General features: G+C 64.7%; 11 protein-coding genes. 5 read left to right on the top strand and 6 right to left on the bottom strand.

Features of this window, described 5'->3' with window-relative positions; translation table 11 throughout:
- Positions 1-63 precede the first annotated feature (63 nt).
- From GJV26_RS16890 to GJV26_RS16875, 4 genes are read left to right on the top strand one after another with little or no spacing between them, the layout of a single operon-like run.
- Positions 64-531 (top strand): (2Fe-2S)-binding protein, encoded by a 468-nt coding sequence (locus GJV26_RS16890; RefSeq protein ID WP_276530007.1) that lies wholly within the window; start codon positions 64-66, stop codon positions 529-531.
- Positions 528-2,669, top strand: coding sequence for a xanthine dehydrogenase family protein molybdopterin-binding subunit (locus tag GJV26_RS16885; protein WP_155709850.1), 2,142 nt, complete (start codon positions 528-530; stop codon positions 2,667-2,669). The genes GJV26_RS16890 and GJV26_RS16885 overlap by 4 nt, the downstream gene beginning before the upstream one ends.
- Positions 2,666-3,397 carry an SDR family NAD(P)-dependent oxidoreductase gene (locus GJV26_RS16880; protein ID WP_155709849.1) on the top strand — a complete coding sequence of 244 codons (732 nt, stop codon included), beginning with the start codon at positions 2,666-2,668 and terminating at the stop codon, positions 3,395-3,397. Before GJV26_RS16885 ends, GJV26_RS16880 begins: the two co-directional genes overlap by 4 nt.
- Before the next feature lie 19 nt (positions 3,398-3,416).
- A complete protein-coding gene (locus GJV26_RS16875; RefSeq protein WP_155709848.1) occupies positions 3,417-6,479 on the top strand; it encodes a sensor histidine kinase in 3,063 nt (1,020 codons plus the stop codon).
- Positions 6,480-6,500: 21 nt separating this feature from the next.
- Here the strand turns inward: GJV26_RS16875 and GJV26_RS16870 are convergent, their stop codons facing one another.
- Together GJV26_RS16870 and GJV26_RS16865 are read right to left on the bottom strand one after the other, a co-directional pair.
- On the bottom strand, positions 6,501-7,682 hold the full coding sequence (locus tag GJV26_RS16870) for an ABC transporter substrate-binding protein (protein ID WP_155709847.1): 1,182 nt from the start codon (positions 7,680-7,682) through the stop codon (positions 6,501-6,503).
- A 155-nt stretch (positions 7,683-7,837) separates the two neighbouring features.
- Positions 7,838-8,764 (bottom strand): LysR family transcriptional regulator, encoded by a 927-nt coding sequence (locus tag GJV26_RS16865; protein WP_155709846.1) that lies wholly within the window; start codon positions 8,762-8,764, stop codon positions 7,838-7,840.
- A 152-nt stretch (positions 8,765-8,916) separates the two neighbouring features.
- Between GJV26_RS16865 and GJV26_RS16860 the strand changes: the two genes are divergently transcribed.
- Positions 8,917-9,624: a response regulator transcription factor gene (locus GJV26_RS16860; protein ID WP_173346221.1), complete on the top strand. Its 708-nt coding sequence runs from the start codon at positions 8,917-8,919 to the stop codon at positions 9,622-9,624.
- Positions 9,625-9,951: 327 nt separating this feature from the next.
- Here GJV26_RS16860 and GJV26_RS16855 read toward each other — a convergent pair whose 3' ends face one another.
- From GJV26_RS16855 to GJV26_RS16840, 4 genes are all read right to left on the bottom strand, one after another.
- Positions 9,952-11,421 carry an efflux transporter outer membrane subunit gene (locus tag GJV26_RS16855; protein ID WP_155709844.1) on the bottom strand — a complete coding sequence of 490 codons (1,470 nt, stop codon included), beginning with the start codon at positions 11,419-11,421 and terminating at the stop codon, positions 9,952-9,954.
- Entirely contained in the window at positions 11,418-14,606 is a 3,189-nt protein-coding gene (locus GJV26_RS16850; protein WP_155709843.1) for an efflux RND transporter permease subunit, read from the bottom strand. The genes GJV26_RS16855 and GJV26_RS16850 overlap by 4 nt, the downstream gene beginning before the upstream one ends.
- Positions 14,607-14,609: 3 nt before the next feature.
- Positions 14,610-15,824 (bottom strand): efflux RND transporter periplasmic adaptor subunit, encoded by a 1,215-nt coding sequence (locus GJV26_RS16845; RefSeq protein ID WP_155709842.1) that lies wholly within the window; start codon positions 15,822-15,824, stop codon positions 14,610-14,612.
- A gap of 199 nt (positions 15,825-16,023) precedes the next feature.
- A complete protein-coding gene (locus GJV26_RS16840; protein ID WP_155709841.1) occupies positions 16,024-17,274 on the bottom strand; it encodes an MFS transporter in 1,251 nt (416 codons plus the stop codon).

Below are 17,274 nucleotides of genomic sequence, written 5' to 3'. Positions count from 1 at the left end.
CCTGCCGGGAACCGGCACGGCAGGCCGCGCGAACAGCTGTTACCAGCGAAGGAGAACATTTTGATTACGCTAGAAGTCAATGGCCGCCCGATGGCGGTCGACACGGAGGGCGACACCCCATTGCTCTGGGTGCTGCGCGATGAACTGGGCCTCACCGGCACGAAGTACGGTTGCGGCCTCGCGCTGTGCGGCGCCTGCACCGTGCACCTGGATGGCGTGGCGACCCGCTGCTGCGTTCTCCCTGTGGAAGCGGCCGTCGGCAGGAAGATCACTACCATCGAAGGCCTGGCGCCAAAGGATAAGCCTCACACGCTCCAGATGCTGTGGATCAAGCACCAGGTGCCCCAATGCGGCTATTGCCAGTCCGGCATGCTGATGGCGGCGGCTTCCCTGCTGGCCGAGACGCCGAAGCCGACCGACGAGCAGATCGACGCGGCGATGACCAACATCTGCCGCTGTGGCACCTACCCGCGGGTCAAGGCGGCCTTGCAGGAAGCCCGTACGCTCGACCTCAAGAAGGTGCCGGCATGAGCGCCGGCCAGTTCGGCAGGCGCTCGTTCATCAAGGCGGCGGCCATGCTCAGTGCCGGTGCTTATGTGCTGGCATTCAGCGATGGCAGCACGGCGGCCGATAACAAGACGACGCTCACGCTGAACTACCTCCGGATCGCGCCGGACGGCATCGTCACCGTCATTTCCCCGGTTGCCGAAATCGGTCAGGGCACGTCCACGGCGCTGCCGATGGTGGTTGCCGATGCCCTGGACGCCGATTGGCAACTGGTGCGATTCGAGCTCGCGCCCGTGGCCCCGCAGTTCAACAGCCCGATCCTGAAAACCCAGCTGACCGGCGCCAGCACCGGGGTATCCGGCTTCCATGACTTGTACCGTGATGCCGGCGCCACGGCGCGCGCCATGTTGATCGCTGCCGCCGCGCGGCAGTGGAAAGTGCCGGTGGACGAATGCGGCACCGACACGGGCAAGGTAGTCCATGCGAAAAGCGGCAGGTCGCTGGCGTATGGCGAGCTCGCTTCCCGCGCCGCGGTCGAACCTGTCCCCGGGACGATCAGCAAGGCGTCGCGCAAGGGCACGAACCTGGTCAGGACGCCGGTCCGGCGCCTCGATATCCCGGCCAAGGTGAATGGCACGGCGCAATTCGCGATCGATGTGCGCCTGCCCGACATGCTGTACGCGACCGTGGTGGCGTCCCCCGTCTTCGGCGGCACACTGGTGCGCGACGCGCGTGCCGAGGTCTTGAAGCACAAGGGCATCAGGGGCGTCTGCGACCTGCCCGACGGCGTCGCCATCGTGGCCGATCGCTGGTGGACCGCGCGACGTGCCCGCGACACGCTGGCTGCGGAATGGGATGCGGGCAAGCATGTCCAGGTGGACGACAAATCGATCAGTGCGCAGTTCTGGCGCGACCTGGATGGCAGCGACGGCGTCCTGGTGAAAGCCGTCGGCGCACCCGCCCAGGCCATTGCAGCCGCCAAGGAAAAAGTCTCCGCGCGCTACGAAGTGCCATTCCTGGCCCATGCGACGATGGAACCGATGTCCTGCGTGGCCAGGGTGCGCGACGCGACCTGCGATGTATGGGTGGGTTCGCAGCGGCCGGACAAGGCACGCGAGGTCGCGGCATCGCTGCTCGGACTTCCTCCACAGGCCGTCACGATCCACCCCGTGCCGGGTGGCGGCGGCTTCGGCCGGCGCCAGGAGGCCGATTTTGTCGCCCAGGCAGTCCTGGTGGCGAAGCGGTTTCCCGGCCGGCCCGTGAAGCTGGTCTGGACCCGCGAGGAAGATACGCAGCACGATTACTACCGCCCTGCCGGAGTGTCGGAAATGTCCGCCGGGTTGAACGGCAAGGAGGTCGTCGCATTGCGCCACAAGCAGGCCACGCCGACCATCCTGCCCCGCACGTTCCCGGATTTCATGGGCGAATTCGACTCGGTCGTCACCGACAACATCTTTTCGCTGTACGGTTTCCCGCACCAGGACGGCCGCTGGGTGCGCAGCGAAACCCCGGTTCCGACGGGAATGTGGCGCTCCGTCGGTGCGTCGCAGACCGTCTTCGCGATCGAAAGCTTCGTCGACGAGCTGGCCGCCAGGACGGGAACCGACCCGTACCAGTTCCGGCGCCGGCTGCTGACGAGCGATCCGCGGGCACTGGCGGTGCTGGACCGTCTTGCCGCCATCAGTGGCTGGGGCAAGCCGTTGCCGGGCAAGCGCGCCATCGGCCTGGCCATCAGCCACAAGCATCTCGACTGCCTCGTCGGCCAGAGCGCCGAAGTGTCGGTCGTCGATGGGCAGGTCGTCGTCCACCGGATCTGCACCGTCGCCGATCCCGGCAAGGTGATCAATCCGGACACGGCGCGCGCGCAGATGGAAGGCGCGGCGATCTGGGGGCTGTCGGCCGCGCTGTTCGGCAAGATCTCGATCAGCGAAGGGCGGGTCCAGCAAAGCAATTTCCACGACTATCGGGTCGTCCGCCTGTCGGAAAGCCCCGCTTTCACCACCGAAATCATCGAGAGCGGTGCGCCCTTCGAAGGCATGGGCGAAGGCGGGGCGCCCGGCATCGCGCCCGCCGTATGCAATGCCATCTTCCGGTTGACCGGCAAGCGCATCCGCACCTTGCCGATCGCCGACCAACTCGCAACATCGAAAGGTACAACATGAAATTGAAAGGCAAGTTTGCCCTGGTGACCGGCGGCAGCGCCGGCATCGGACTGGCGACCGCCAAGGCACTGGTTACCGAAGGCGCGCACGTATTCATTACCGGCCGCCGCCAGGCTGAACTCGGCGCCGCCATCGAGGAGATCGGCGCGCATGCGACGGCCATCCAGGCCGATGCGGCCAACCTGGCCGACCTCGATCGGATGATCGCCGCGATTCGCAAGGACGCAGGTCAGCTCGACGTGATCGTTGCCAACGCGGGCATCTATGAAATGGAATCCCTGGCCGAGGTCACCGAAGCCTCGTTCGACAAGGCGTTCGACCTCAACGTGCGTGGTGTCCTGTTCACGGTGCAGAAAGCGTTGCCCCTGCTGCGCGATGGCGCCTCGATCGTGTTGCTCGGTTCGATCGGCGGTTCCAAGGGGTTTGCCGGCTTTTCGGTCTACAACGCCACCAAGGCGAGCGTGCGGTCGTTCGCCCGCTCCTGGGCGGCGGAGCTGAAGGACCGGCGCATCCGCGTGAACGTGGTGAGCCCCGGACCGGTGCAGACGCCCGGCTTCGACCAGTTCGCAAACGCCGCGCTGCGCGATTCCCTGAAGAGCATGATCCCGCTGGGCCGCATGGCCACGCCCGCCGATGTGGCGAATGCCATTCGCTACCTGGCCACGGACGACAGCAGCTTTGTGACCGGCATCGAACTGTTCGTGGACGGCGGACTGGCGCAGCTGTGAAAACCCGCTGCAGCAGACCATGAACCGTTCCAAGGCCTGGCTGTTCATGGCCTCGGTGGTAATCGGGACGCCAACGCACGGCGCACCGATGCCATCGCCGCCTCGCGCCGACGCGCCGATGGTGTCGCAGATCGACCTGTTGCACACCAGCTGGACGGCCCGTGAAGGCGCGCCCACCGGCATCACCCGGATCGCGCAGACGCCGGACGGCTGGCTGTGGCTCGGCAGCTCGTCGGGCCTGTACAAGTTCGACGGTGTTCGCTTCCTGCGCGCCACGGGACCCGAAGCGCCCCTGTCGGCCGGAATATCCGGAATCGGACTGCTGCAGGACGGTACGCTGTGGATCGGGTACAAGTACGGTGGTGTCAGCCTGATGCGCCATGGCCTCATGCGGCACTTCCGGCTGGACAGTCCCGACACGCCGGCCGGCACCGTATTCGACGCGACACAAGACGCTTCGGGACGCATCTGGCTGGCGACTGGTCGGGGATTGCATTACCTCGGCCCTGATTTCCACTGGCATCGGCCGGCGCCTTCCCTCAAGGCGCCGGCGGTGCCGATCCTGTCGATCCTCCTCGACCGCCGCGGCGTTTTGTGGATTCGCACAGCCACCGAAGTTCATGCTCTGCAAAATGGCGCCGCCGCGTTCGATCTACGGATGAAATTGAAGGGTGCCGGCGGGCTGGCGGAGCATCCCGACGGCAGTATCTGGACCACCGATATTGAAAATCCAGGTATCCACATGCTCTCGGCACCTGAACAGGGTCCCGCGCTCGCGTGGCGTACCGACCAGGCGTTCCAGGAACTGGCGTTCGATCACGAAGGCTATGCATGGGTCACCAACCCGGAAGGCATTGTAAGGCTCGGCAATACGTCGACGGGGACGCCGGCCCAGCGTTTTCGCACCGACCAGGGCATGAGCGGCAGGTCGCCGTCGGTCCTGTTCGAAGACCGTGAACACAATATCTGGCTGGCAACCGAGAATGGCCTCGACCGTTTCAGGCTGCCGCGCTTGCGGGCAGTGGCGCTTCCCGCCTACAAGCACTTCAGTGCCCGGCCGATCGCGGCCGGACCGGGAAGCAGCGCCTGGGTCGACTATTCGTTCGTGGCCGGCCCAGGCAGTCCCGCCCGGCCGTTTACCGCGAGGCCGGCGTACGCCGACACCATCACCGCTTTGCACCGTGCGCCCGACGGGACGGTCTGGGTCGGAGGGGCTGGCAGTCAATTATGGATGGCCGGGAACCAGGGACTGCAACGCATTCAAGCATTCCCTGAAATCAGGGCAACCGCTGTTTACGCACTGGCGCAGGACAAAGCCGGGACGCTGTGGGTCAGCATGGGACGTGCCGGCCTGTACACCTTGCGCGCCGGCCAACTGAAGGCAGGCGGTGGCGTTCCCGGGCTGAAGAAATTTCCCGCTTCCGCGCTTGCCACCGACAGCCAGGGCCGGGTTTGGTTCGGTTCCGTGAACAACCGGCTTGCAGTCCTGGAAGGCGGCCAGCTCAGGGAGTACGGCCGGGCGGAGGGACTCGGTGTCGGGACTGTCATGCACATGCTGCCAATGCGCGATGGCGCATGGGTGGGCGGGGAAAATGGACTGGCATACTTCGACGGCAGGCGCTTCAACCCCGTGGAAGGATGGGCGGGCGAACCCTTTACCGGCATTACCGGCATTACCGGCATGGTGTTCGCCCGGGACGGTTCGCTATGGATCAACGGTAGCGATGGCATCTCCAGCATTGCGCCGGCGGAGCTCCTGAAAGCGCTGCGCGACCCCGCCTACCGGGTGCGGTTCAACCGGCTCGATCATCGCGATGGCGTCGTCGGCTCGACGAGCCCTATTCTCCCCGTGCCATCGGCCGTACGTAGCGAGGATGGCACCCTGTGGTTCTCGACCACGGGTGGCGTATACGGCCTGAATCCCGCGAAGCTGATCCACAATCCGCTTGTGCCCCCGGTCGTGATCACCGGCATGAAATCCGGCGCCGACAATCATGCCGTTGCCGAGGGCATGCGGCTGCCGGCCGGCACCCGGATGCTGTCGATGGATTTTTCAGCGCTGTCTTACCAGGAGCCGGAGCGGATGCGCTTCCAGTACCGGCTCGATGGCGTCGATATCGCGTGGCGCGAGAGCGATGGCCGGCGCTCGGCATACTACACGAACCTGGGCCCTGGCGCCTACCGCTTCCGGGTCATTGCCGCGAACAATGACGGCGTATGGAACCGGGAAGGCGCCTCCCTGTCATTCCAGATCGAACCACGGGCAACCCAGACAATGTGGTTCCGGGGCCTCTGCGGCGTGGCGCTCCTCGGCGCGGTTGTCGGCATCTTCTATTGGCGAACCCGCCGGCTCGCCGTGCGTTACCGCGAACGGATGCGGGAACGGCTGGCCGAACGGGAACGCATCGCACAGGCGCTGCACGATACCCTGCTGCAGAGCATGCAGGGAGTGATCCTGCGCTTCCAGGGGGTGGCAAAGCGGCTTCCTCCGGACTGCGACACACGCCGTCTCATCGCGCCGATACTCGACCAGGCGGGCGCAGTAATAGACCAGGGCAGGCAGGAGCTGCTGGACCTGCGCACTACGTCGGACCAGGAGTGCGATCTCGCCAAGAGCCTTGGCGAGTTCGGCCGATCGTTGGCGGAAGACCTCGGACCCCGGTTCAAACTCAGCGTTACCGGGGTCGAAAAGCCCGTCAACGCGACCGCCAGCCAGGCCATTTACGGTATCGGCCGCGAAGCGCTGTTCAACGCTTACCGTCATGCGGCCGCCGAACACGTCGACATCGAAATCACCCACGGTCGCCATCATTTCGTCATGGCGATCAGGGATGACGGCGTCGGCATCCCCGACGACGTCCTGCGCAACGCCGGCAGGAAGGGGCATTGGGGTGTGGCTGGAATGCATGAGCGTGCCAAGGCCCTCGGAGGCGCCATCGAATTGCGGCAGCGGGAGCCCAAAGGCACGCAAGTCATCGTCCGCTTGCCGGCCCATCGCGTGTATCGGGAACCGGATGCTTCCGGGCCGTGGATACGGCTGCGCATGCTTTCCCAACGCCTGGGATGGCGCGCGGGCCGGTGAACATGCCCGCACGGGCCATGTTCACTGGTCCTGCCAGCGATGCCTTTCCGAAAAGGGATACATGAGATTTCCAGTGGCCAGCTCCGCCGGCGCGATAATGATCTCGACTTGTGTCCTCGAGCCGTCGGCCGGAGGCTGGTACTGGACCAGACAGGCCCTCGCCTGCCGCCATTCTCCACGGTGGTCGAATCTGACGCCACCGGCCAGCGTGTCGAACACCGCGCTCCGCACATACGTCGCAAGGCCCTTCTTGTCGATGTCGCCCGCATGGCGGACTGCCTGCTCGATCACCTGGAGCTGCAGATACGCGAGGAACGCGCTGTCGCCGCAATGCGCTCCACTTTCGTCCGGCGAAACGTGGCTCGCCGATGTACCCAGCGCCCGCTCTAGCGGCGCCGGCAACGCCGTTTTCGCCGGCGCGATGTGCGTACAGTTGACGAACCCCGCCAGCGCCGGCCCAAGCGCTTGCCGCACCGTGGCATGCGCAAAGCCGACCATGACGCCGCCCGCCATCTTGACCGGCACACCGCATGCGCGGACAGCCTCCACCAGTCCCATCCCATCGTCCAGGTACGAACACATCACGAGCACATCGCAGCCGGCCCGGGCGACGGCCGCCACGTGAGCGCGGAAATCCGTCGACATCATGGGATAGGTCGCCTCGTGGACGATATCGAGGCCGAACTTCGCCGCCGTCGCCTTGGCCGCCCGGATCGGGTCGCGCGCAAATCCCGCATCCGCCGAAAGGAAACCGACCGTTCTGGGCCGGGGTTCCTGCGCGGAGGCGAGCTCGAAGAACCCTTCCGTCAAGGCCGCGTTCCGGTCGTATGCAGCATGGACAAGGCTGAAATGACCATCGTAGGCGAAACTTGCGGGATGTCCGTGTTCGCGCAAACTCAGCAGGAAGCACTCCCTGTGCGCGACGAGCGGCAGGGCCGCGACGACAGCGGCCGCACCCTGCGCCAATAACAGGCCGGCTCCGTCCTCGTCCATCAACCGCCGATACAATCCGGCGATGTTGCCGACATCCGATTGTGTGTCATGACAAACGATTTCCACGCGGCCCCCGAGTAGTCCGCCTCGGGCATTCACGTCATCGCACCAGGTCCGGCATGCCAGTTGTGCGGAACGTCCAACCCTGGCGGCACTGCCGGTCAAGGGCAGGCAATGGCCGATCTTGAGGGTCGAGGACGGGGTTCTCATGTGCTTTCCATAACCTGCCGAGGATGGTGAAACAGCTGGAGAAACGCATCTTGCCTGGCGCCTGGCGCCGATGCGTCTGCGGAATGCCGTCAGTATCGCGCGTTCGACGGGCGCCCGTAATCATGCGGACGTATTAGTCCGGCCCGGATTGCCGGTCAGGGCATGGAAGCGATCGGCACAGTGGCAAGCTGTTGCGCGGCGAGCGCGTCCAGCGTCGCACTCAACAGCGCTCGTATGCGCGGGGAACGCCGCATATCCTTGTGAACGCCGGCCCACACGATCCGGCCGGGCGGAAGCTCGCCAAGGTCCAGCATGACGAGCCCGGGATCGGTCGCCCCGACCTGGTGCGGCAGCACGGCAATCCCGGCACCCGCGGCACACAGCCTGGCCTGGACATCGCGGCTGTTGGCACGCAGACCGACGACCGCTTCCGGCAGCCGGGAAAGCAGCCAGGGCACATCCGCCAGATTCCCGAAGCCCGTGTCCATCGTGACCAGGGTATGTCCGTGACCTTCGCTCGTCGTGCCACCAGGCCCCTGCCCCGCGCCGGGATGGCCGTTCCGCCGGAGGTATGCGCGACTTGCGTAGGCAGAAAATTCGATCGCGATCGCCCTGGTCTGGATGACGTCCGGTTCGTCGAATTCCTTGAACCGAAAACTGATATCCGCTTCCCGCCGGGTCAGGCTCACCGAGCGGGTTTCCGTGATCAATTCGATCGACAGATTGGGATGATGGATGCGGACGTTGGCGAAGATCGGCGCCAGGACATGTACACCGAACCATTCGGTGGTCGATACCCGCACCAGGCCGTCCAGGCTGAAGCCGCCCGCCAGCTTGCGCTCCACCGCGGTCGCCTGCTCTTCCATCCGCTCGATATCGCAAAGGATGGCCTCGCCCTCGTTACTGAGCACGTAGCCATCGGTCGTTCGCTGGAACAGCGCGTGGCCCAGGGTTTGCTCGAGTGCCTGCAGGCGGCGCCCCACGGTGGGTTGCGACGAGCCCAGGAGCCGTGCGGCTTCGCTCAGGGTCCCGCTGCGGGCGATCGCGAGAAACACCCTGAAGTCATTCCAATCCGTGTTCATACAGTTTTGAATCGCCGTTATTCGATATCGTTGATTTCAAATTGAAAAGCACATTGTTAAGATCATTGCATCGGCCCTTCAGCGACATTCATTTGCGCGCAAACTGCCACCGTATCCGGGTAATGCCGTCATTCGAACAAGAAGAGATCACGATGACCATGATTTACATCACGCACAAGGAAGCAACCGTCAAGGCCGGCATCAGTGCCATGCTGGCGGCGAATTGCGATCTGCCACTGGTGAGCCTGGACCAGTCGCAATTGAGCTGTTCCGCGCGCGGGACGCTCATCACCGACTACGACCATGGCATGCAAATCGCCGGAAAACGCCGCGCGGCATGCGACCAAGCCCTGAAAATCATCGTCGTGACCAATCGAACACGGGAATGGGACATCAGGAATGCCGTCGATGGCGGCATTCACGGCATCCTGACGCAGGATTGCGACGCCGGCGAGCTTGCGGAAGCGATCCTGCAATTGCAATCCGAAGCGTTGTTCCTGAGCCGATGCATTTCCGGACGAGCACGCGCGGCAATGCGGCGCGAAAAACTAACAAGCCGGGAACACCAAGTGCTGCATTCTCTCGGCAAGGGCTTGTGCAATAAATCGATTGCCCGCACCCTGGGCATTGCGGAAGTTACGGTGAAGATCCATCTTGGCAATCTGATGATCAAGTTGGGCGCCAGTACGCGTACCCAGGCAATCGTCATCGCCAACGTGCTGGGATTACTCGAATTTGATCCGGAAATGGTGAACGGTTCGCATGACGGATCAACCAGGTGGATGACATCCCGAGAAAAAGCGGCAGGTGAAAACTTGCGGATGGCCGGGTATTTCAATGACATCCCGTCCCCCGCCTGAAGCCTGCTCGCCGGTCACTGCGGCAGGAACAACTGCCCGCCACCGGACAATCGGCACTCCAGCCAGCTCCGCGATGGTCCAGCCATGCCGCAGTCTACTGGCGCCCCGAACTTTCGATAACTCATCAGTAAGGTGAAACAGTTGTGCCAGCATGGCACAACCGCAGTTGCGGGCCGCATTACCGCCGGCCTCCCAGCGGCAGCATGGCCTGACCTTCGCCCTCGAGTCGCAGGCACAGCAAGTCTCCCAGAAATCGATGAAGGACATACCGCCTCGAAAAGGACGGCGGCATGTTTCTCCACGCACCGGCGATTGCCGGCACATCGATCAAGCCCGGTCCCAGCCCCCGCCCAGCGCACGAATCAGCGCCACAGTGGTGATCGCGCGGTTGCCCCGCAGTTGTACGGCACTGCGTTCGATGGCGGCGAGGTTACGCTGCGCATCGAGCAGCTCGAGGTAGCTGGAACGTCCGGCCGCATACAGCTTTTGCGCGAGGTCGGCGGAGCGGCGCGCCGCGACCACCGCCTCGTCGATCCGTGCAGTCTGGCCGGACAGGATTCGCAAGCCGGCCAGGTTATCCTCGACTTCGGCAAACGCGGTCAGCACGGTCTGCCGATAGCTGCCCACGGATTCTTCGAGCGCCGCCTCGCTGCGCCCGATGTTGGCCCGGTTGCGCCCCCCGTCGATCAACGGCATCGACAGCAGCGTACCCAGCATCCAGGAACGGCTGCTCCAGCGAAAAACGTCGGCAGCCGCCGGGCCGACACCGCCGCCGTCGGCACTGATCGTCAGCGCCGGGAACATCGCCGAACGCGCGACACCGATGCGGGCATTGGATGCTTCCATTGCGCGCTGGGCAGCGGCGATGTCCGGCCGGCGCTCGAGCAGCGACGACGGCAGTCCCGCCGGCACGACAGGCAGCGGACTCTCTTCCGCCAGCGGCGCCACTGGCGCCGTGAACGCGGCGGCGGGTTTGCCCAGCAGGACAGCCAATGCATGCTCGGCTGTCGTGCGCTGGCGTTGCAGGCCGATGGCTTCCGCCCGTGCAGTCGCCAGTTCCGTCTTCGCGCGCGACAGGTCGAATTCGCCGATATCGCCCAGGTCGAAGCGGCGCTGGGTGACCTGCACGCTCGCCTCGCGCAGCCGCACCGTTTGCGCCACGGTCGCCAGCTCCGCATCCGTGGCGCGCACGCGGAAATATGACTGCGCCACATCGGCCTGCAACGACAGCAGCACCGAACGGTAATTCGCTTCGACGGTTGCCGCGTCGTTGCGGGCTGCCGCCACGTTCGATGCGACGCGGCCGAACAGGTCGACTTCATAACTGGCTGTCAGGCGCGCCTGGTAGCTGCTGACCGGCGCAACCGCGGAACCTTGGGGCAGGCTGGCTTCCTGTGGCGATAGCCGCGAACGATTGGCGCCGACGCCGACGCCCACCTGCGGAATCCGGTCCGCCTCCGCGATGCCGGCGATCGCCCTCGCCTGCTTCACGCGGGCGGCCGCCACGGCGAGATTGGCATTATTGCGGGTCGCTTCGTTGATCAGCTCGGTCAGCAGCGGGTCGTTGAACGCCAGCCACCAGTCGCCGCGTGGCTGCTGTTCGGCCGGCTGCGCCGCCTTCCAGCGCGTGCCGTCGGCCGCAAGCTTCACGTCGTCGGTGGATTGCGCTTCCCGGAACGCGGCAGGCACGTCCATCGCCGGCTGTTTGAAGTCAGGCGCGGCGCATGCGCTCAGTACCAGCGCGGCCAGGAGCGACAGGGAGAGCGGGGCGCGCCCCTTGAATTTAGCGTGATTCATCCGTGGGTTCCTTCCATTTTGACCAGCGACACTTCCGGGGCCGGAGCTTTTTTCCTCTCCAGGCGTTTGGCCAGGGTGCGCAACAAGACATAGAACACCGGCGTCAGGAACAGGCCGAAGAGCGTGACGCCCAGCATGCCGGCAAACACGGCGACACCCATCGCGTGGCGCATCTCGGAACCTGCGCCACTGGAGAACACCAGCGGCAGCACGCCCATGATGAACGCGATCGATGTCATCAGGATGGGGCGCAGACGCAGACGGCAAGCCTCCAGCGCGGCGTCGACAACGCTGCGCCCGTGCTCTTCCAGTTCGCGTGCGAACTCCACGATCAGGATCGCGTTCTTCGACGCCAGTCCGACCAGCACGAACAGGGCGATCTGGGTGAAGACATTGTTGTCGCCCCCGGTCAGCTTCACGCCGATCAGCGCGCACAGGATGGACATCGGCACGATCAGGATCACGGCCAGCGGCAAGGTCCAGCTTTCGTACTGCGCGGCCAGCACCAGGAACACCAGCAGCACGCACAGCGGGAACACATAGATCATCGTGTTGCCGGCCAGGATGTCCTGGTACGTGAGGTCGGTCCATTCGTAGGTGATTCCCTGCGGCAGTGTGTCGCGCAGGATCGCTTCCATGATTTCCTGCGCCTGTCCCGACGACACGCCAGGCGCGGCGCCGCCGTTCAAGTCCGCGGCAACGTAGTTGTTGTAGCGCTGCACGCGATCCGGTCCATACGTGTCCTTCACGCGCATCAGCGACGACAGGGGAATCATCTCGCCCTTGTCGTTGCGCACCTTCAGCTGTGTCATTTGCTCCGCATGGGACCGGAACGGCGCATCGGCCTGCACGCGCACCTGGTAGGTGCGGCCGAACTGATTGAAGTCGTTCACGTACAACGAGCCCAGATTGATCTGCAGGGTCTGGTAGATCGTTTGCAGCGGCACGCCAAGCTGTTTCGCCTTGACCCTGTCGACATCCGCGAACAGCTGCGGCACGTTGATCTGGTAACCGGAGAACACGCCTTGCAGGCGCGGTTCCTGCCACGCTTTCTGCTGTACCGCTTGAACGGCCTTGAACAGCTCGTCATAGCCGAGGTTGCCCCGGTCTTCGATCATCAGCTTGAAGCCGCCGGTGGTACCAAGGCCATTCACCGGTGGGGGTGGCAGTACCATCACGAACGCGCCCTGCACGGCCCCCATTCTCTTGTTGATTTCCGCAGCGATCGCCTGGGCGGAGAGCGCCTTGCCCTTGCGTTCTTCGAAGGGCTTCAGGCCAAGGAACACGATGCCCGCGTTTGGCGCATTGGTGAAGCCGTTGATGGACAACCCCGGAAAGGCGATCGAATCCTCCACACCGGGAATGTCCTTGGCGATATCGGACATCTGGCGAATGATCCGGTCCGTCCGGTCCAGCGAAGCGGCATCGGGCAATTGCGCGAATCCGATCAGGTATTGTTTGTCCTGGCCCGGCACGAAGCCCGGCGGCACGGCCTTGAACATGAACAGGCCGGCCACGCCGAGCAGCGCATATACCACGAGCGAGATACCCTTGTGACGCAGGACCCCGCGAACACCTCCCTCGTACTTTTGCGCGGAACGGTTGAAGAACTTGTTGAACACGCGGAAGAAGCCGCCCAGCACCTTGTCCATGCCCCGCGTCAGCGCATCCTTCGGTTCAGCATGCCCCTTGAGCAACGCAGCCGACAAGGCCGGGGCCAGGGTAAGCGAGGAGAAGGCCGAAATCACGGTGGAGATCGCGATGGTCAGCGCGAACTGGCGGTAGAACTGGCCCGTCAGGCCGGACACGAACGCAATCGGCACGAACACCGCGCACAACACCAGCGCGATGGCGATGATCGGGCCCGACACTTCCTTCATGGCCTGGATCGTCGCATCGTGGGGCGTGAGGCCCTGCTCGATGTACCGTTCCACGTTTTCCACCACCACGATGGCGTCATCCACCACGATACCGATCGCCAGGACCAGTCCGAACAGCGACAGCGTATTGATCGAAAAGCCGAACATCAGCATCACGGCGAAGGTACCGACAATCGACACCGGAACCGCCAGCAGCGGAATGATCGACGCACGCCAGGTCTGCAGGAACACGATGACGACGATGGCCACCAGGATCACCGCTTCACCAAGGGTATGCACGACCGAATTGATCGACTCGCGCACGAATTGCGTGGGGTCGTACACGATATCGTACTCGACACCCTGGGGAAAATTCTTCGACAGCGTCTTCATCGTCGCGCGGACATCGGACGAGAGCTGCAGCGCGTTCGCGTTCGGCGCTTCGAAGATGGGAATCGCGACCGCCGATTTGTTGTTCAGCAGCGAGCGCAGCGCGTACGAGTTCGAACCCATCTCCAGCCGCGCGACATCCTTGAGCAGTGTCGTCGCACCGTCCTGATTGGTCTTGACGACGATATTGCCGAACTCCTCGACCGTCGACAGCCGCCCCTGGGTGTTGACGGTCAGCTGGAAATCGGCATCCTTCGATGGTCCCTGGCCAATCACGCCGGCCGCCACCTGCACGTTCTGCTCGCGGATCGCATCGACCACGTCGCCAGCCGTCAGGCCACGGGTGGCGACCTTCTGCGGATCGAGCCAGACGCGCATCGCGTAGTCGCCCGAACCGAACAACTGCACCTCGCCCATGCCATGCAGCCGCGCCAGCTGATCCTTGATGTTCAACACTGCATAGTTGCGCAAATACAGGTCGTCGTAGCGCCCATCCGGGGACTTCAGGTGGACCACCATCGTCAGGTTCGGCGAACTCTTCACGGTCGTCACGCCGATCTGGCGCACCTCTTCGGGCAACCGCGGCAACGCGCGCTGGACGCGGTTCTGCACCGCCGTTTCGGCCTGGTCGACATTGGTGCCGATGGCAAACGTCACGGTCAGCTGCAGCGCCCCGTCGCTGGTGTTTTGCGACGACATGTACAGCATGTTCTCGACGCCGTTGATCTGCTCCTCGAGGGGAGCCGCCACGGTCTCGGCGATGATCTTCGGGTTGGCGCCCGGATACTGGGCACGCACGACCACCGAGGGCGGCACGACGTCCGGGTATTCGGAGATGGGCAGCTTGAAGATCGCGATCAGGCCGGCCACGAACACCATGATCGACAGGACTGCCGCAAAGATCGGCTTGTCGACGAAGAAGCGGGAGATATTCATGCCTTACTCCTGTTTGCCACTGGCCGACGCCAATGGCACGTCCTGGGTGGCACCGGCGACGCTGGCGGCGCTTTCGTCCATCGGCACGACCTGCGCGGACACCTGGGAGCCGGGACTGACGCGCTGCAGGCCATCGACGACGATCTTCTCGCCCGGCTTCAGGCCGCTGCGCACCACGCGCATGCCGTCGACCAGGGGGCCCAGCGTTACAGGGCGGAACACGGCCTTGTTGTCCGGGCCGACCACAACCACGAACTTGCGGCTCTGGTCCGTGCCCACCGCCTTGTCGCGGATGAGCACCGTATTCCGGGGAATGCCGCTGCCGACCTGGATCCGGGCAAACAGGCCGGGTGCCAGCGTGCGATCCGCGTTTTTCAAGGTTGCCCGCATGCGCACGCTGCCGGTACGGGTGTCGAGCTGGTTGTCGACGAATTCGAGTGCTCCCTCGTGCGGAAAACCTTCTTCGTTGTTCAGGCCGACATTGACTGCCGTCGGCTGGCCGCGTTGCGCACGCGATCCCACGCGCAGGTAGGTTTGCTCGTCGCCATCGAAGCTGGCGTACATCCGGTCCAGCGACACCACCGAGGTCAGCACCGCGGTCGCGTCGACCAGGTTACCCAGGGTTATCTCGGCTTTCGAGACACGCCCGTCGATCGGCGCGGTTACGCGCGTGTACGACAGGTTGAGCCGGGCCGCATCCAGTTGCGCCTGTGCTGCGCGCGCGTTCGCTTCGAGCTCCTTCTGGCCGGCCGCCCGCTCGTCGAACTCGCGCTGGGCGATCGCCCTGTCGGCCAGCAACCGCTCGGCGCGCTGCAATTCGATCCGGGCGAGGTCGGCACGTGCGCGAGCGGAATTCGCCGCCGCCTGGGCACGGTCCGCCTCCGCCTGGTAGGGCCGGGGATCGATCACGAACAGCAGGTCGCCTTTTTTAACCTCGGCGCCGGGAATGAAGTTGACCTTCGTGATATAGCCGCTGACGCGCGGCCGGATCTGCACCACCTCGATCGCTTCCAGGCGGCCCGAGAACTCCTGGGTTTCCGCTACCGGCCTTTCGACCACCACGGCTGCGGACACGGGCGGCCCGGCGGAGGAGGCGGCCGGCTCCGTTTTACTGTTCGCATCCGTGCATCCCGACATGACGGTGGTAGCGGCACCGACCGCTCCCAGCGCAGTCAGCAGCATTCTCAGGTTCCATTTACCCTGTTGTTGGCTATTCATGATTTGACCTCTTGGTGGCATTACGTAACGTAGAACTTCTTACCGACCGATCGACGTGGTCGGCGGCAGCCCGAACGAACCGATGGCGACTGGCACGGCGCTGGGACTTTGCGGAGTGTAGGTGCCGCCCCCCAAGCCAGAATCACACGATAGTGGTGCTGCCTTCCCTACCCGGATGGGGTGCCTCGCTTGCCGGGAATTACTCGATGCCTTCGCCGTTCAACCCTTTTTCCAGCGGATAGCAGGGTGGCACAGGCTTGCGCGACACGGCCGACTGCCTCTTGCCCTGCCAGGCGATGATCAGCCACGTCGCCAGTGCCGCGGCGCCACCGGTGTAGAACGCCGCGGGGATGCTGAGATGGTCGACCAGCAAGCCGCCCAGCAGGGCTCCGCCGCCAATGGCGGTCTGGCCCACGGAAACGAAGACCGCCTGCATTGCCTGGGTGCGGCCCGGAGCGCTGGCAAAGAGATAGCTTTGCATGCTGATCGGCAGCATGCCGAAACCGAAACCCCATACGGCGATCAGAACGACCACCACCGGAGGCCAGACCCTCACGGCGGGTAGCAGCAGCATCGCGGCGCCGACCATGCTGGCCATGAACAGGGTGGTACGGCGCGGATCCCGCGCTGCGAGCGCACCGCCCGCCAGATTGCCGAGGAAACCCGCCATCCCGTAGACAAGCAGCACGAGGCTGAGCGACCGCCCGTCGATCCCAACCAGCTCGTGAAGGAAGGGGGCGATGTAGGTATAGGCCGCGAACTGGCCGATGAAGATCAGCAGCGCGGCAACCAGGGCAATCCGCGAACCGGCACCGGTCACCAGGGACTTCATGTCCGCCAGACCGCTTCCCGCTTGGGGTGGCAACGCGGGCAGCAGGCGCAGCAAGGTCACCAGCGATACGATGCCGAGTACGGCCGCGGTGGCAAATGCGAGTCGCCAGTCCAGCAACTCGCCGACAAGGGCACCAGCCGGCACGCCGGCAACGGTGCCCAGCGAAACACCGGCCAGGACCAGCGCGTTGGCGCGTACGCCTTGTGCCCCTGGCCGCAGGCGGTTGCCCAATGCGCCGGCAAATGTCCAGAACCCACCGACGGCGATCCCCAGCAGCACGCGCCCCGCCATGAACGTAACGGCGTCCTGTGCCGCCGCGACCAGGATGTTCGACGCGGCGAGCAAGGCAAGCAGCAGCGCGAGCAGCTTGCGGCGATCGACATTGCCGGCGAATGCGATACCGAGCGGCGCGGCCAGTGCGGCGACAAAGCCGGGGATGGTGACGCTCATGCCGGCCTGGCCCTGCGAGATCGCCAGATCGGCGGCGATCTTCGGCAGCATGCCGACGGGGAGGAATTCGGTGGTGACGAGCGCGAACGACGAAGCGGCAAGCGCCCCGACCGCAAGCCAGGAGGCTGGCGCGTCAGGCGTCGTCGCATGTTGGGCAGTGGCATGCAT

Source organism: Pseudoduganella dura, assembly GCF_009727155.1.
Lineage (GTDB): Bacteria > Pseudomonadota > Gammaproteobacteria > Burkholderiales > Burkholderiaceae_D > Rugamonas > Rugamonas dura.
This window is presented reverse-complemented; position numbering and strand designations above follow the sequence as displayed.

What these genes read in the sequence shown, in the direction of transcription:
- GJV26_RS16885 (WP_155709850.1), top strand. Translation starts at nt 528, where the DNA reads ATGAGCGCCGGCCAGTTCGGCAGGCGCTCGTTCATCAAGGCGGCGGCC.
- GJV26_RS16850 (WP_155709843.1), bottom strand. Translation starts at nt 14,606, where the DNA reads ATGAATATCTCCCGCTTCTTCGTCGACAAGCCGATCTTTGCGGCAGTC.
- GJV26_RS16880 (WP_155709849.1), top strand. Translation starts at nt 2,666, where the DNA reads ATGAAATTGAAAGGCAAGTTTGCCCTGGTGACCGGCGGCAGCGCCGGC.
- GJV26_RS16865 (WP_155709846.1), bottom strand. Translation starts at nt 8,764, where the DNA reads ATGAACACGGATTGGAATGACTTCAGGGTGTTTCTCGCGATCGCCCGC.
- GJV26_RS16845 (WP_155709842.1), bottom strand. Translation starts at nt 15,824, where the DNA reads ATGAATAGCCAACAACAGGGTAAATGGAACCTGAGAATGCTGCTGACT.
- GJV26_RS16860 (WP_173346221.1), top strand. Translation starts at nt 8,917, where the DNA reads ATGACCATGATTTACATCACGCACAAGGAAGCAACCGTCAAGGCCGGC.
- GJV26_RS16840 (WP_155709841.1), bottom strand. Translation starts at nt 17,274, where the DNA reads ATGCATGCCACTGCCCAACATGCGACGACGCCTGACGCGCCAGCCTCC.
- GJV26_RS16875 (WP_155709848.1), top strand. Translation starts at nt 3,417, where the DNA reads ATGAACCGTTCCAAGGCCTGGCTGTTCATGGCCTCGGTGGTAATCGGG.
- GJV26_RS16855 (WP_155709844.1), bottom strand. Translation starts at nt 11,421, where the DNA reads ATGAATCACGCTAAATTCAAGGGGCGCGCCCCGCTCTCCCTGTCGCTC.
- GJV26_RS16870 (WP_155709847.1), bottom strand. Translation starts at nt 7,682, where the DNA reads ATGAGAACCCCGTCCTCGACCCTCAAGATCGGCCATTGCCTGCCCTTG.